Source organism: Bradyrhizobium forestalis (assembly GCF_002795245.1).
GTDB lineage: Bacteria > Pseudomonadota > Alphaproteobacteria > Rhizobiales > Xanthobacteraceae > Bradyrhizobium > Bradyrhizobium forestalis.
Genome location: NZ_PGVG01000011.1, coordinates 146,238 through 159,743 on the forward strand (window position 1 = coordinate 146,238; position 13,506 = coordinate 159,743).

At 63.1% G+C, this 13,506-nt stretch carries 15 protein-coding genes; 9 read left to right on the plus strand and 6 right to left on the minus strand.

What is annotated here, in order from left to right; translation table 11 throughout:
- Nucleotide 1: 1 nt before the first annotated feature.
- Entirely contained in the window at nt 2–799 is a 798-nt protein-coding gene (locus CVM73_RS15870; protein ID WP_100232959.1) for a pentapeptide repeat-containing protein, read from the plus strand.
- Nucleotides 800–825: 26 nt separating this feature from the next.
- Nucleotides 826–1,173 (plus strand): hypothetical protein, encoded by a 348-nt coding sequence (locus tag CVM73_RS15875; RefSeq protein ID WP_100232889.1) that lies wholly within the window; start codon nt 826–828, stop codon nt 1,171–1,173.
- A 9-nt stretch (nt 1,174–1,182) separates the two neighbouring features.
- Here CVM73_RS15875 and CVM73_RS15880 read toward each other — a convergent pair whose 3' ends face one another.
- From CVM73_RS15880 to lanM, 5 genes are all read right to left on the minus strand, one after another.
- Nucleotides 1,183–1,392: a hypothetical protein gene (locus tag CVM73_RS15880; protein ID WP_027574616.1), complete on the minus strand. Its 210-nt coding sequence runs from the start codon at nt 1,390–1,392 to the stop codon at nt 1,183–1,185.
- 136 nt (nt 1,393–1,528) lie between these two features.
- Nucleotides 1,529–2,398: a DUF6662 family protein gene (locus tag CVM73_RS41740; RefSeq protein ID WP_100232890.1), complete on the minus strand. Its 870-nt coding sequence runs from the start codon at nt 2,396–2,398 to the stop codon at nt 1,529–1,531.
- Between the two features lie 263 nt (nt 2,399–2,661).
- A complete protein-coding gene (gene pqqA, locus CVM73_RS15890) occupies nt 2,662–2,742 on the minus strand; it encodes a pyrroloquinoline quinone precursor peptide PqqA (protein ID WP_008562446.1) in 81 nt (26 codons plus the stop codon).
- A 218-nt stretch (nt 2,743–2,960) separates the two neighbouring features.
- On the minus strand, nt 2,961–3,290 hold the full coding sequence (locus CVM73_RS15895; RefSeq protein WP_245452306.1) for a hypothetical protein: 330 nt from the start codon (nt 3,288–3,290) through the stop codon (nt 2,961–2,963).
- A 144-nt stretch (nt 3,291–3,434) separates the two neighbouring features.
- Complete coding sequence (lanM, locus tag CVM73_RS15900; protein WP_100232960.1) at nt 3,435–3,827, minus strand: lanmodulin LanM; 393 nt, start codon at nt 3,825–3,827, stop codon at nt 3,435–3,437.
- Between the two features lie 343 nt (nt 3,828–4,170).
- Here lanM and CVM73_RS15905 point away from each other — a divergent pair, with 343 nt between their 5' ends.
- From CVM73_RS15905 to CVM73_RS15925, 4 genes are all read left to right on the plus strand, one after another.
- Nucleotides 4,171–5,835 (plus strand): methanol/ethanol family PQQ-dependent dehydrogenase, encoded by a 1,665-nt coding sequence (locus tag CVM73_RS15905; RefSeq protein WP_100232892.1) that lies wholly within the window; start codon nt 4,171–4,173, stop codon nt 5,833–5,835.
- Nucleotides 5,836–5,845: 10 nt separating this feature from the next.
- A complete protein-coding gene (locus tag CVM73_RS15910; RefSeq protein ID WP_100232893.1) occupies nt 5,846–6,202 on the plus strand; it encodes a c-type cytochrome in 357 nt (118 codons plus the stop codon).
- Entirely contained in the window at nt 6,199–7,128 is a 930-nt protein-coding gene (locus CVM73_RS15915) for a substrate-binding periplasmic protein (protein WP_100232894.1), read from the plus strand. The genes CVM73_RS15910 and CVM73_RS15915 overlap by 4 nt, the downstream gene beginning before the upstream one ends.
- A 221-nt stretch (nt 7,129–7,349) precedes the next feature.
- Nucleotides 7,350–8,375 carry a Bug family tripartite tricarboxylate transporter substrate binding protein gene (locus CVM73_RS15925; RefSeq protein WP_100232896.1) on the plus strand — a complete coding sequence of 342 codons (1,026 nt, stop codon included), beginning with the start codon at nt 7,350–7,352 and terminating at the stop codon, nt 8,373–8,375.
- Between the two features lie 61 nt (nt 8,376–8,436).
- Here CVM73_RS15925 and CVM73_RS15930 read toward each other — a convergent pair whose 3' ends face one another.
- Complete coding sequence (locus CVM73_RS15930) at nt 8,437–9,405, minus strand: helix-turn-helix domain-containing protein (protein WP_100232897.1); 969 nt, start codon at nt 9,403–9,405, stop codon at nt 8,437–8,439.
- 514 nt (nt 9,406–9,919) lie between these two features.
- Between CVM73_RS15930 and xoxF5 the strand changes: the two genes are divergently transcribed.
- The 3 genes from xoxF5 to CVM73_RS15945 all read left to right on the plus strand — a co-directional run bounded on the left by xoxF5 (nt 9,920) and on the right by CVM73_RS15945 (nt 13,498).
- Nucleotides 9,920–11,725, plus strand: a complete 1,806-nt coding sequence (gene xoxF5 / locus CVM73_RS15935; protein WP_100232898.1) for a lanthanide-dependent methanol dehydrogenase XoxF5 — start codon at nt 9,920–9,922, stop codon at nt 11,723–11,725.
- Nucleotides 11,726–11,835: 110 nt separating this feature from the next.
- Entirely contained in the window at nt 11,836–12,327 is a 492-nt protein-coding gene (locus CVM73_RS15940) for a c-type cytochrome, methanol metabolism-related (protein WP_100232899.1), read from the plus strand.
- Between the two features lie 61 nt (nt 12,328–12,388).
- Nucleotides 12,389–13,498, plus strand: coding sequence for an S-(hydroxymethyl)glutathione dehydrogenase/class III alcohol dehydrogenase (locus CVM73_RS15945; RefSeq protein ID WP_100232900.1), 1,110 nt, complete (start codon nt 12,389–12,391; stop codon nt 13,496–13,498).
- Nucleotides 13,499–13,506: the final 8 nt, after the last annotated feature.

The following is a 13,506-nucleotide window of genomic DNA, read 5'->3' on the forward strand; positions in this document are numbered from 1 at the left end:
GATGATGACGCGGACGGTCGCCTTCGCAACGCTTGCTCTTGCGCTCGTCACCATGACGGCGGGCGCGCAGGACATGATGCGTGACGTCGACCTCACCTCGCCCGCGATGGTCTCGGCCGAAATGACCAGGCCAGAGGTCGAGGCCATGCTGGCCAAAGCCAGCGCCGCGCAGCCTGCCGATTTCACCGGCAAACGCCTGTCGGGCCTCGATCTCTCGGGGCTGGACCTATCCAACGCGATCCTCCGCGCCGCGCGTCTCAACAAGACGATACTCCGGGACGCCAAGCTTGACCGTGCAATCCTCGATCAGGCGTGGCTGCTGGAAGCGGATCTGACCGGCGCAAGCTTGAAGGGCGCCAATCTGTTCGCCTCGCAAATGGCCCGCGCGCGTCTCGACGGCGCGAACCTGTCGGGAGCGCGCATCGCTGCCGATCTCACCGGCGCAAGCATGGTCGGCGCCTCGATCGCGAACGCGCATCTCGGCGCCGATATGCGCAACCAGTCGATGGGGCTGATGCGCGCGGTGCTGAGATCCGCCAATCTGGAACGGCTGAACGCGCGCAACGCCGATTTGTCGCGCGTCGACCTCGAATTCGCGGTCCTCAGGGGCGCCGATCTGAGCGGCGCATCACTGAAGAACGCCCAACTCGGCGGAGCCGATCTGACCGGCGCCATCGTCATCGACGCCGATTTCGACGGCGCCGATCTCGTCTCGGCGAAGCTGATCGCACCGAACGGCCTTGACCGCGCCAAGAATTTCGACAAGGCAAAGAACCGCGAGCGCCTGATCAGGGAATGACGGCCCGCCTTTGGGAGGACTGGCTGATGCGTTGGATTCTAGCTTTGATCGCGTTGTTGACGCTTGCCGGCGAAGCCGCCGCGCAGGCCAAGGGCAAGGGAATCCGGCTCTGGAATCTGACGACCGAGACGATCTCCGGCTTCCAGCTCGCTCCCGCCGGCAGGACCGATTGGGGTCCGAACCAATGCTTGAACGACAAGGACAAGGAGGTCGACCACGACGAGCGGCTGCGCATCACCGGCGTCGAGCCGGGCCATTACGACGCCAGAGTAAGCTATCCCAACGGCCGGCAGTGCATCGTCCGCGGCATCGAGATCAGGGCCGACGCGGTGTTCTCAATCGCCGATAAGGATTTGAAGGATTGCACCAAGTAGCGCGACCGCTCACGCCTTGTCATGCGTGTGCGGATATTCGCAGCGCCACCGCACCGCCTGCCACTTCGGATGCTCGCCGACCCATTGCGCGATATAGGGCGGCGCGGCCATCACGCATTGGCGAGGCGACCCGGAATAGTTGAACACCAGATGCTGCTCCTCGCAGGTCGCAGGCGAGAGCACCGCACACACAGTCACCACCAGGTCAATCGGGTTCATGCCGGGATCCTTACGCAAGGGGCAATGGAGAGATTAGCACACAGAGCTACGTCCCAAGGAGGGGGAAGTTGCAGTTCCGGCGTGAGAATTGGGCGGCCTCGCACTTCGCGCAGGCGGGAGAGGCGAAGATCCGGCCCTAGAAGTTGACGCCAAACACGAGTCGCGCCTGATGCCGCTCGAAATTGACGAGGTCGAGATTGCCGCCCGAGCCGGCCGGGCGACCCCAGGCCTGCATGCTCCAGCTCATGGTGAGCCGCGAACTTGGGGAGAGCTGGAAATAGGCAGTGGGGCCGACAAACAGGGCCTGGCCTGCGAACTCACCGAGACCGATGCCTTCATACTGCCGGAAATAGCGCATCTCGCCGCCGAGGAGCACATCGGGCCGGACGCGCACCAGGGTAGCAAACGCCGCGCCGATCGTGGAGCTCTTCTCGGATACCCCTCCAATCTCGAAGCGCGCCCATTCCGGTTGATAGGTCAGGTTGAGGGCACCGATGGCGAAGTTCGGGATGAGTTCGCGGTCGAAGGCCAGCGTGAAATCGGTGCCATACATCCGCCCTTTCGCGCCGCTGGTCTCGTCGATGCGGTCGCCGTGGAGCTCGGCAGCGATGGTGAGGCCGAACGGCGCGCGCTCGCGGTCGAGCAGGCGATAGCGCAGGTCGAGCGAGGCGCCCTGGAAGTTGAACTGGCGGCGGTCATCGATATCAGGGACGCCGGTGATGTCGTGCAAGCTGGCGGCGCCGCCGACCTCGATACGAAAATTCGGCAGCGGCACAACCTCGATCTCGACCTCCTGCGCAAGGGCGCGATAGGTGCCACCGCCCTTGCCGAAGCGGCCCGTCGTCTCGCTCTGGAATTCGCGCTCGCCGACATTGCCGACATCGGTGCCGATCATGAAGCCGAAGATATGCTCGGTATCAAAGCCTTCTTCGGCGCTGGTGCGTGCCGGCGTCAGCGCGATCGCGCACCCAATCACCATCCAGAACTTACAGGCCCTGCCGCCCATCCCGTGCCCCAAAAGCGCGCGCCGCTCTGATGCGGCAACAGCGCTGACCGAGCACCAGCGTAACACACTGCCGCAGAGCATGGTCGAGATTTTGATGGAAGAGGATCGAGGCCTTTGCACGCGTGGCTTGGCGTCAATCGCAAAGCACCGAGCAAAACGAGGCCAAGCCGAAATCTGACACTGCCGAGATTCGACACTGCCGAGATCGACACTGCCACGGCTGCGACGGCGTTCGCCATCGAAACCGCGGCAGGTCGTTGGTCTTACTTGCGCGAAGCGCAGGCGTACATGTTGATTTCCATGCCGACCGGCACTTCCACGATCTTCGGAGCTTTCCAAGCCATTCGGGTCTCCCAAGGTATTGAGCGCGACATCGCGCGGCGCAAAACCTAGGGCTGCGTCAGGTGCAGTTCAAGCCTCGATTCGACTGCCGAGCGCGTCTGTGTCGATTCTTCGCGGCTGCATTTCTCTCTCGGACAAAGCCAGTTCCCTCTTGGTCAAACACGACCAGCGAGACACGACCTTGTGCAACGCACCGCGCGTCGAATCGACAACGACGCCGTCAGCAGCCCTTGTCGGCCATTTCAGCACTCGGCTTGGCACCTTCGGCGCGCTGAGCCGCCGTCGGCTCACTCTGCATTTGCCGCTGCGCATCCTCGGACGACGCCGCCGTTTCACCGCTTGCACGATTCATCGTGCTGGTCGGCGGATGCTGACTGGTATCAGTCGCTGAACTGGACGAGTGCGATTGCGCGGAGCCCACGGTGACCGGACCAGAACCAGCATCCTTGCCGGTGCTGGCGCTGCCGGTGTTGCACGGACCGGCGAGGGCAACGCCGGCGCTCAACGTCAGGATCGCGCAGGCAGCAAGAACGGAACGTTTTGTGTTCATCTGCATCTCCTCTTCTCCCGCCGCGCAGCCCCGGCGCCAGGCAGGACATGCGGAGAAAACAGGCCGAGCAGCCCGATGTTCCCGCGCGTCAGACCGGAACGACCGCAAACGTTGCGCGCGTCATGTCTGTTCCGATTGCGGCGCTCACCGCAACAATCGCAACAGCGCGCGGCCGGCGCGCGAGTTCAGCTCCTTCGCATCCAGCGTTCCGTCCTTATCAGGGTTCGCTGCGTTGAAGCGCTGCTCGACCACCGACAGATATTCGTCGAGCGTAAGGGTCCCGTCGCGGTCGGGATCGGCGGCGGCGAGTTCTTTCGTCGTCAACCGTCCACGCAATTCGCGCGCATCGAGCGTGCCGTCATGATCGGGATCGAGCTTTGCGAACAAGGCGGCGGCCGCCTTCTTCACCTCGGCAAGATCAAGCGTGCCGTCATTGTCGGTGTCGAACAACTTGACCACATTGCCGGAGGCCGACCATGCCGGACCGGCTGACAATGCAATCGCAAGCGCAAGGGCAATTGAACGACGCGAAATCATCAGGACCTCCTTGACGTAGAGCCCCGGATCGGCGGGGGGGACAGAGACGACATAAATCCACAAGCGGACCTCGGTTCAGGCCCGGAATTGCAACTTGCGCGCGCTACAGCCCGGGAATCCGGCCGAGCGCCCGCGACCTGCACCCGAGACTGCTTCGTGCCGCGGAATTTTATCAGCGTCTCCGCACAAGTGGGAGTTGCTTGCGTAAGGTTTCCGTAAGGTGACCGGCATCAGCGTCCAACGATATCGGCACGGCACTTACGACTTTCGTATTGACGCGTTTTGCTTTCAGGCGGAGTGTTGCAATCGCAGCGTCAAAAGGCGCGCATATTGGGAGGAACGGATGAAACGCTTTGCGATGGCCGCGGGCCTCGTCATGCTTGCGTCAACCTGTGCAAATGCACAAACCACCGAGCAGCTGGTCAAGGGTGCGACCGACACGTCGAACGTTCTCAATTATGGAATGGGCTACAATCTCCAGCGCTTCTCGACGCTGAACCAGATCAACAAGGACTCCGTCAAGAACCTCGTCCCGGTCTGGAACTACTCCTTCAACGACGATCGCAGCGAGGAATCGCAGCCGCTGGTGTACCAGGGCGTGATCTACGTGACCTCGCACAACGCGACCATGGCGGTCGATGCCAAGACCGGCAAGCAGATCTGGAAGACCAAGGTCGAGTATCCCGCCGAGACCCCGCGCATCGTCTGCTGCGGCATCATCAACCGCGGCGCCGCGCTCTACGACGGCAAGGTGATCCGCACCACGCTCGACGCCCACGTGATCGCGCTCGACGCCAAGACCGGCAAGGAGCTGTGGCGGCAGAAGGCGGCCGACATCAAGGAAGGCTATTCGATGACGGTGGCCCCGCTGGTTGCCGACGGCGTCGTCATCACCGGCATCTCCGGCGCCGAGTTCGGCACAAGGGGCTTCATCGACGGCTGGGATCCGGCGACGGGCAAGCACCTCTGGCGCACCCACTCGATCCCCTCGCCGGATGAGCCCGGCGGCGACACCTGGAAGGGCGATACCTGGAAGCTCGGCGGCGGCTCGACCTGGATCACGGGCTCTTATGACCCCGAGCTGAACACGGTGTATTGGGGCATCGGCAATCCCGGCCCGTTCAATTCGGCGGTGCGCCCCGGCGACAACCTCTACACCTGCTCCGTGCTGGCGATGGATCCCAAAACCGGCAAGATCAAGTGGCACTACCAATTCTCGCCGAACAATCCGTTCGACTATGATGCCGTGGCCGAAATGGTCCTCGCCGACATGACGATCGAAGGCAAGCCGACCAAGGTGCTGATGGATGCCAACCGCAACGGCTTCTTCTACGTGCTCGACCGCACCAACGGGAAGCTGCTCGCGGCCAATCCTTACGTGAAGGTCAACTGGGCGACCGGCATCGACATGAAGACCGGACGTCCGATCGAGACCGACGTCTCCAAGGACGCGCGCGAGGGCAAGAAGGTCACGGTCTATCCGTCAATCCTCGGCGGCAAGAATTGGGAGCCGATGTCGTTCAATCCGCAGACCGGCCTTGCCTATGCCAACACGCTCAACTTCGGCGGCAAGTACAAGGCGGAGCCCGTCACCTTCAAGCAGGGTGAATGGTATCTCGGCATGGACCTGACCGATCCCTGGGAGTTCGGGGACGGGCCGCGCGGTCACCTCAAGGCCATCGACCCCATGACCGGCAAGTCAAAGTGGGAGGCGCCGAGCGACATTCCGCGCTTCTCGGGCGTGCTGTCGACGGCCGGGGGCGTGGTGTTCTCAGGTCAGCTGACCGGCGAGTTCGAGGCCTTCGACGCCGACACCGGCAAGAAGCTCTGGCAGTTCCAGACCGGATCCGGCATCGAGGGACAGCCGGTGACCTGGCAGCAGGACGGCGTGCAATACGTCGCCGTGACGAGCGGCTATGGCGGCGTTTACTCGCTGTTCTCCGGCGACGAGCGGCTTGCCAAGGTGCCGCCCGGCGGCTCGCTGTGGGTCTTTGCGGTCAAGCAGTAACCACGGCACGATGCTGAGAGAAGTATCACACAGGACGGTGGCGAGCCTCGCCACCGTCGCGGTGCTGACGGTCGCGCTTGCGGCGACCGTTCGCGCCGCGGATGACGCAACCGGCAATCCGCTGCAGGCGCAGATCGACCACGGCAAGTCGACCTATGCCGAGAAATGCTCACACTGCCACGGCCCCAACCTGATGAACTCCGGCACCATCACGCCGGACCTGCGCGTCTTCCCGGACGACAAGACGCGCTTCGTCACCACGGTCAAGAACGGCAAGAACAACAAGATGCCGCCCTGGGGCGACATCCTCAGCGACGACCAGATCGGCGATCTCTGGGCCTTCATCTCCAGCCGGAGGAAGCCATGAGGGGCCGGCGCGTTGCCTGGAGCGTTGCAGCCTTTCTCTCCACGATGACGTCGGTCGCTCTTGCGTCCGACGATCCCCTGAAGATCTGTCTCGACGAGGACCGGCCGCCGCTCTCGATGCACCACCGCGGCAGGCCGGATGCCGGCTTCGACGTGCTGCTGGCGCAGGCGATCGCCGCGCGGCTCGGACGGCCGCTGGCGATCCAGTGGTTCGAGAGCAAGCTGGACGAGGATTCGAGCCCGCAGCTCGAAGCCAACGCGCTGCTCTCGGATGGACGCTGCTCGCTCGTCGGCGGCTACGCGCTGACGCAGGATTCGCTCGTCGTGCCCGGGATGAAGACGGCGCGCTTGCCGGATTTCGCCGGGGCCACCCGCGACGATCGGCGGCGCCGCGTCCCGCTGGGCGTGCTCACGCCGAGCCAGCCTTACGTCTATTCGCCGATGACGGTGGTGCTGGGGCCGAAGGCCCGTGGCCGCAAGATCGACGACATCGGCGATCTCGCCGGCCTTCGTCTCGTCATCGAAAGCGGGTCGCTCGGCGACGCCATCCTGATGACCTTCGACAAGGGACGCCTGATCGACAGCATCACCCATCTCGTCCCCGGCCGCGACGATCTCCTGGGCGCGCTCCAGCGCGGCGACCATGACGCGACGCTGATCGATCTTGCCCGCTTCGACGCCCATCGCGCCGCGCACCCCGACACGGCGATCACGGCGTCCGGCTACTACTACCCGATCGGAGCCAATCGCGGCTATGTCGGGCTCGCCAGTGATGGCGCGCTGATCGGAGCGGTCAACAAGGCGCTGACCGAGCTCGCCGCTGAGGGCAAGATCGCCGAGTTCGGCAAGCAGGCCGGCCTCACCTATCTGCCGCCGCGGGAGCCTGCGATTCTCGGCGATGTCTGGACGAAGATCATTCAGCGGTGAATGGAAAGGCTCTGGTGTCCCGGACGCGCCGCAATGCCTCTTAGCGTTGCGGCGCCCCGGCTCTGCAGCGCACCGCTGAAGTAGCGCTGCGCTGCGTCCGGGGCACGAACGCCGCGCCCACCATGTCCCACTGTCCGACGGAATGCGCCAATCTGTCTCGCCTGCGGCCCATGGCAGCGACGGCCTGATGCAGTAGGTTCGGCAAAATCCGGGAGAGAATCATGTCCGCCAAACTCGATCGCCGCCACTTCATCGCCGCCGGTACCACTGCACTCGCGATGCCGTTCGTCGTGCGCAACGCATCGGCGCAAAGCACGTCGCAAGGCACATCGCAAAGCACATCGCAAAGCACTTGGCCGGCGCGGCAGATTCGCATGATTTGCAGCTATCCCGCCGGCGGCCAGACCGACCTGCTCGCGCGCGCCTATGGCGAATTCATCTCCAAGCAGATCGGCAAGACCGTCGTCATCGAGAACAAGCCCGGCGCCTCCGGCGCGATCGGCACGGCGGAGGTCGCCCGCGCCGAGCCCGACGGCCACACCATCCTGTGCTCGATCTCGACCACCTACATCATGAACCGGGTGGTGATGAAGAATCCCGGCTACGACATGGACAAGGACCTGACGCTCGTCAGCGTCATTCCCGGCGCGGGCCTGTTGCTGGTGGCGAACCCGAAAACCGGGGTCAAGACGCTGGAGGATTTCGTCGCCTTCGCGCGCAAGAGCGGCAAGGTGAACTTCGGCACCTATAGCGCGGGCTCGGCCCCGCACATGACGATCAACGAGCTCAACAAGCAGTATGGCCTCAACATCGAGCCGATCCATTACCGCGGCGAGGCGCCGATGTGGACCGGGATGCTCGAAGGCACGCTCGATGTCGCGATGGGAAGCTACACGGCAGCACAGTCGGTCCTGCAAAGCCAGCGTGGCACCGTCTTCGCCGTGCATTCGAAGAAGGTCGATGCAATTCCGACCATCAAAACCCTCCCCGAGCAGGGCGCGACGTCAAAATTCTTCACCGTGAGCGGGTTCACCGGCTGGGCCGTGCCGAAAGCGACGCCGCAGCCGGTGGTCGATCGCCTCGCCGAGCTCTGCGTCGCCGCCAACAACGATCCGAAGGTGAAGGAGGTTCTCGCGACCTTCGTGCTCGAGCCAGCGATCGGCTTCAAGGAGACCAACGCCCTGTATCAGCGCGAGCTGCCGATCTGGATCGAGAGCGCAAAGTCGCTCGGTCTCGAACCGGCCTGAGCTCCGCACGCCGGGCCAACTCAGGAGGATGGCCTCGCCAACTTCCTTCTGAAAACCAAGCCTAATGCTCGCCCGAGCTTGCCGTGGCCTGCTGTGCCTTGTGGATCGAGGACGGCACCACGCCGAAATATTTCCGGAACACCCGGCTGAAATGCGATGAGCTGGAGAAGCCCCAGGAGAAAGCGACGTCGGTGATGGTCTTGCCAGCGTGGGCCTCAAGCTCCTGGCGGCAGTTCTGCAACCGCGCCTGCCAGATGTAGTCGCTCACCGTGGTGCCGCGCTCCGAAAACAGCATGTGCAGATAGCGCTTGGAGCAGCCGAGCTCGGCCGAGATCTGGTCGATGCACAGATCCGGATCGCGCAAATGCTCACGGATGAAGAACTGCGCGCGCACATACATCGCTTCAGGCCCGACACGATCGAACATCGTGTCGGCTTCGCGCAGCGGCAACAGCAACAGGTCGATCAGTGAATCGGCGACACCGACCGCGCTGTTCGCCGACAGCTTTGCAGCCTCGTCGAAGGTAGCATGGACGAAATCGTGGGCGATCCGCCCGGTACCCGTCTTCGCGGTCAATTTGCAGGCAGGCATCCGCTGCGACGGGAATCCGCGGTCGCGCAGCAGCGCCTTCGGCACGATCACCACGTCGTGACGGGTAAAGGCGGGGCTGATGATCGAATGCGGGCAGGAGACGTCATAGGCGATGATGTCGCCGGGGTTGATTTCGATGTGACGGCCTTCCTGCTCGAAATACGACACGCCGTAGGTTTGGAAGTGGATTTTTATATACGGGTGCGCATTGGCCTTGGCGCGCGCAAGCGTGTGCGCGATGCGATGCTGGCTGACCTCGATCTGGCAGAGCTTCAGACGCGAGACCGTTGTGTAATCGATGCGACCTTCGAGCGAGGACGCCTCCAGCGGATCGACGTCGAAATACCCGCACAGGCTCGTCAGCCCGTCGATCCAACTCTGGATCTGCCGCTTCGGCGTCATTCCGGTCGTCGAGAGCGTGTGAATGGTGTCGGACATTAATCCAGCCACTGATTTGATCCGGAGATTCGGCGCGAATCGCAACCAGCGCTGCCGGAGCCCTCAGCCGTGATTGCGTGACGTTTACCTCGAATTTGAGCGGTCTCTTGCAACGAGCGCCATCGTTCCATTGCCACTCTTGAAACTTAATCCTCCGCCTTAGTTGCAGCGCCGTCAAGGGGAACCTGAGCGTAGAAGGCGGCCTCAAAGGCGCACCGAAGCCGCTGAATTCGCTACTGCAAAATCAAAATCTTTGCCTCCGTGCGCTGTCGAGCAAACCGGCTTCTCTCTTGGGCAAGTTTCCCGATGGCGAAGTCGTTAGGGATTGCGGCAGGAACAACAAGAACGGGCCGCTCCCGCACGTGGACCCGTGGCTCTCATCAGGAGGAGGAAACAGCACAGCATCGTTTCTGGTCCCAATCGTGACCGCCCTGCACGAGCAGACGCCGGACGAGAAGCCCGGCGATTGAGCAATGCTTCGGAAACAATAAACGAGACCAACGGAGGAATAACTATGCGCAAGGTGCTACTGGCGACCTATCTCGGCTCCGCGGCGGCTCTCGCCGTCGGCAGCGCTTCAGCTAATGACGAGCTGATCAAGATGTCGCAGAACCCGAAGGACTGGGTGATGCCGGCGGGTGACTATGCCAACACCCGCTATTCCAAGCTGAACCAGATCAACGCTCAGAACGTCGGCAAGCTCCAGGTCGCCTGGACCTTCTCGACCGGCGTGCTGCGCGGCCATGAAGGCGGCCCGCTGATCATCGGCAACGTCATGTACGTCCACACGCCGTTCCCGAACAAGGTCTATGCTCTTGACCTTTCCAACGAGAACAAGATCATCTGGAAGTACGAGCCCAAGCAGGATCCGAACGTCATCCCGGTGATGTGCTGCGACACGGTCAACCGCGGCCTGTCCTACGGTGACGGCAAGATCATCCTGCATCAGGCTGACACCACCCTCGTCGCGCTCGACGCCAAGACCGGCCAGGTGGCCTGGTCGGCGACCAACGGCAATCCTGCGAAGGGCGAGACCGGAACGTCGGCCGCGCTGGTCGTCAAGGACAAGGTCCTGGTCGGCATCTCGGGCGGCGAGTTCGGCGTGCAGTGTCACGTCACCGCTTACGATCTCAAGAGCGGCAAGCAGGTCTGGCGCGCCTTCTCCGAAGGCCCGGATGACCAGATCAAGTTGGATCCGGTCAAGACGACGGCGCTCGGCAAGCCGGTCGGAGCCGACTCCTCGCTGAAGACCTGGCAAGGCGATCAGTGGAAGATCGGCGGCGGCTGCACCTGGGGCTGGATGTCCTTCGATCCCGCTCTGAACATGGTGTACTACGGATCGGGCAACCCCTCGACCTGGAATCCGAAGCAGCGTCCCGGCGACAACAAATGGTCGATGACCATTTTCGCGCGCGACGCGGACACCGGCATGGCCAAGTGGGTCTATCAGATGACGCCCCACGACGAGTGGGACTATGACGGCGTGAACGAGATGATCCTCACGGATCAGCAGATCAACGGCCAGCCGCGCAAGCTCCTGACCCATTTCGACCGCAACGGCCTCGCCTACACCATGGACCGCGAGAACGGTGAGCTGCTGGTCGCCGAGAAATATGATCCGAAGGTGAACTGGACCTCCGGCGTCGACATGAACAAGAGCTCGCCGACCTATGGCCGTCCGAAGGTGCTCGACGCAGCTTCGACGGACAAGGCGGGCGAGGACCACAACGTGAAGGGCATCTGCCCGGCCGCGCTCGGCACCAAGGACGAGCAGCCGGCAGCCTACTCGCCGGACACGCAGCTGTTCTACGTTCCGACCAACCACGTCTGCATGGACTACGAACCGTTCAAGGTGAGCTACACCGCGGGCCAGCCCTATGTGGGTGCGACGCTCTCGATGTATCCGCCGCAGGGTGAAAGCCACATGGGCAACTTCATCGCCTGGGACGGCAAGACCGGCAAGATCGTCTGGTCGAACAAGGAGCAGTTCTCGGTCTGGTCGGGTGCGCTCGCAACCGCCGGCGGCGTGGTGTTCTACGGCACGCTCGAAGGCTACCTGAAGGCGGTCGATGCCAAGTCCGGCAAGGAGCTCTACAAGTTCAAGACTCCCTCCGGCATCATCGGCAACGTCACGACCTATGAGAACAACGGCAAGCAGTACGTTGCCGTGCTCTCCGGCGTGGGTGGCTGGGCCGGCATCGGTCTGGCGGCAGGTCTGACCGATCCGACCGCCGGTCTCGGCGCCGTCGGCGGCTACGCCGCCCTCAGCAACTACACGGCGCTCGGCGGCACGCTGACCGTGTTCTCGCTGCCGAACTAGGCCCATCAGCATCGCTCCGGCGCGTGGATCAACTCCACGCGCCGGCTCGTCTCCACCGAACGCCTGCGAGGAAGAATCTCTTGCGTAAAATCTGCTCAGTCATTGCTGTGATGATCTTCGTTGCGTCCGGAGGAGTTGCGGTCGCGGACGGTCCAGGTGACCCGACGGCCGTGAAGAAGGAAGACGACGGAAAGTGGCTCGATAAGGAGGGAAATCCCACCTACAAGATTTCGGCCGACGGAACCGTGGACTGGTTCACCTATTCCGGATACCGCCGCTATCACTCAGACTGCCACGTCTGCCATGGCCCCGACGGCATGGGCTCCACCTACGCACCGGCGCTGAAGGATTCCGTCAAGTCGATGAGCTATGGCGACTTTATCGGCGTGATCGCCTCCGGTCGCAAGAACATCTCGACTGCGCAGGAGAACGTCATGCCGGCCTTCGGCGACAATCCGAACGTCGCCTGCTACATGGACGATCTGTACGTCTATCTGCGCGCCCGCTCCACCGAAGCGTGGGGCCGGCAGCGTCCCTCCAAGAAGGAGGAGAAACCGGAGGCCTACACCAAGGCGGAAGACGCCTGCATGGGTAAGAAATGAACGCTACGAGGACTGCCGAAACTGCCTCTTGGCACCCTACGAGAATCTGAGGAGTTTTACGATGAAGACACGTGCCGCCGTTGCTTTCGAAGCCAAGAAGCCGCTCGAGATCGTCGAGGTCGATCTGGAAGGCCCGAAGGCCGGCGAAGTCCTGGTCGAGATCAAGGCGACGGGCATCTGCCATACCGACGCCTACACGCTCGACGGCTTCGACAGCGAGGGAATTTTCCCATCGATCCTGGGACATGAGGGAGCGGGCATCATCCGCGAGATCGGCCCGGGCGTGACCTCGGTGAAGCCGGGCGATCACGTCATCCCGCTTTACACGCCGGAATGCCGGCAGTGCAAAAGCTGCCTCAGTCAGAAGACCAATCTCTGCACCGCGATCCGCGCGACGCAGGGCAAGGGCGTGATGCCTGACGGCACCAGCCGCTTCTCCTACAAGGGCAAGCCGATCTACCACTACATGGGCTGCTCGACCTTCTCGAACTTCACCGTGCTGCCGGAGATCGCGGTGGCCAAGATCCGTGAAGACGCACCGTTCGACAAGAGCTGCTACATCGGCTGCGGTGTCACCACCGGCGTCGGTGCCGTCGTCAACACCGCCAAGGTCGAGCCGGGCGCCAACGTGGTCGTGTTCGGCCTCGGCGGCATTGGCCTCAACGTCATCCAGGGCGCCAAGATGGCCGGCGCCGACAAGATCATCGGCGTCGACATCAACGACTCCAAGGAAGATTGGGGCCGCCGGTTCGGTATGACCCACTTCGTCAACCCGAAGAAGGTCACCGGTGACATCGTCCAACACCTGGTCGGCCTCACCGACGGCGGCGCCGACTACACCTTCGACTGCACCGGCAACACCACCGTGATGCGCCAGGCGCTGGAAGCCTGCCATCGCGGCTGGGGCACCTCGATCATCATCGGCGTCGCCGAGGCCGGCAAGGAGATCGCCACTCGCCCGTTCCAGCTCGTCACCGGGCGCAACTGGCGCGGCACTGCCTTCGGCGGCGCGCGCGGGCGCACCGACGTGCCAAAGATCGTCGACTGGTACATGAACGGAAAGATCCAGATCGACCCGATGATCACCCACGTGCTCAAGCTCGAAGAGATCAACAAGGGCTTTGACCTCATGCACGAGGGCAAATCCATCCGTTCAGTCGTCGTCTACTAGCTCGCAGC

Coding starts and splice junctions, on each gene's coding strand:
- CVM73_RS15870 (WP_100232959.1), top strand. CDS start 2: ATGATGACGCGGACGGTCGCCTTCGCAACGCTTGCTCTTGCGCTCGTC.
- CVM73_RS15875 (WP_100232889.1), top strand. CDS start 826: ATGCGTTGGATTCTAGCTTTGATCGCGTTGTTGACGCTTGCCGGCGAA.
- CVM73_RS15880 (WP_027574616.1), bottom strand. CDS start 1,392: ATGAACCCGATTGACCTGGTGGTGACTGTGTGTGCGGTGCTCTCGCCT.
- CVM73_RS41740 (WP_100232890.1), bottom strand. CDS start 2,398: ATGGGCGGCAGGGCCTGTAAGTTCTGGATGGTGATTGGGTGCGCGATC.
- pqqA (WP_008562446.1), bottom strand. CDS start 2,742: ATGGCTTGGAAAGCTCCGAAGATCGTGGAAGTGCCGGTCGGCATGGAA.
- CVM73_RS15895 (WP_245452306.1), bottom strand. CDS start 3,290: ATGAACACAAAACGTTCCGTTCTTGCTGCCTGCGCGATCCTGACGTTG.
- lanM (WP_100232960.1), bottom strand. CDS start 3,827: ATGATTTCGCGTCGTTCAATTGCCCTTGCGCTTGCGATTGCATTGTCA.
- CVM73_RS15905 (WP_100232892.1), top strand. CDS start 4,171: ATGAAACGCTTTGCGATGGCCGCGGGCCTCGTCATGCTTGCGTCAACC.
- CVM73_RS15910 (WP_100232893.1), top strand. CDS start 5,846: ATGCTGAGAGAAGTATCACACAGGACGGTGGCGAGCCTCGCCACCGTC.
- CVM73_RS15915 (WP_100232894.1), top strand. CDS start 6,199: ATGAGGGGCCGGCGCGTTGCCTGGAGCGTTGCAGCCTTTCTCTCCACG.
- CVM73_RS15925 (WP_100232896.1), top strand. CDS start 7,350: ATGTCCGCCAAACTCGATCGCCGCCACTTCATCGCCGCCGGTACCACT.
- CVM73_RS15930 (WP_100232897.1), bottom strand. CDS start 9,405: ATGTCCGACACCATTCACACGCTCTCGACGACCGGAATGACGCCGAAG.
- xoxF5 (WP_100232898.1), top strand. CDS start 9,920: ATGCGCAAGGTGCTACTGGCGACCTATCTCGGCTCCGCGGCGGCTCTC.
- CVM73_RS15940 (WP_100232899.1), top strand. CDS start 11,836: ATGATCTTCGTTGCGTCCGGAGGAGTTGCGGTCGCGGACGGTCCAGGT.
- CVM73_RS15945 (WP_100232900.1), top strand. CDS start 12,389: ATGAAGACACGTGCCGCCGTTGCTTTCGAAGCCAAGAAGCCGCTCGAG.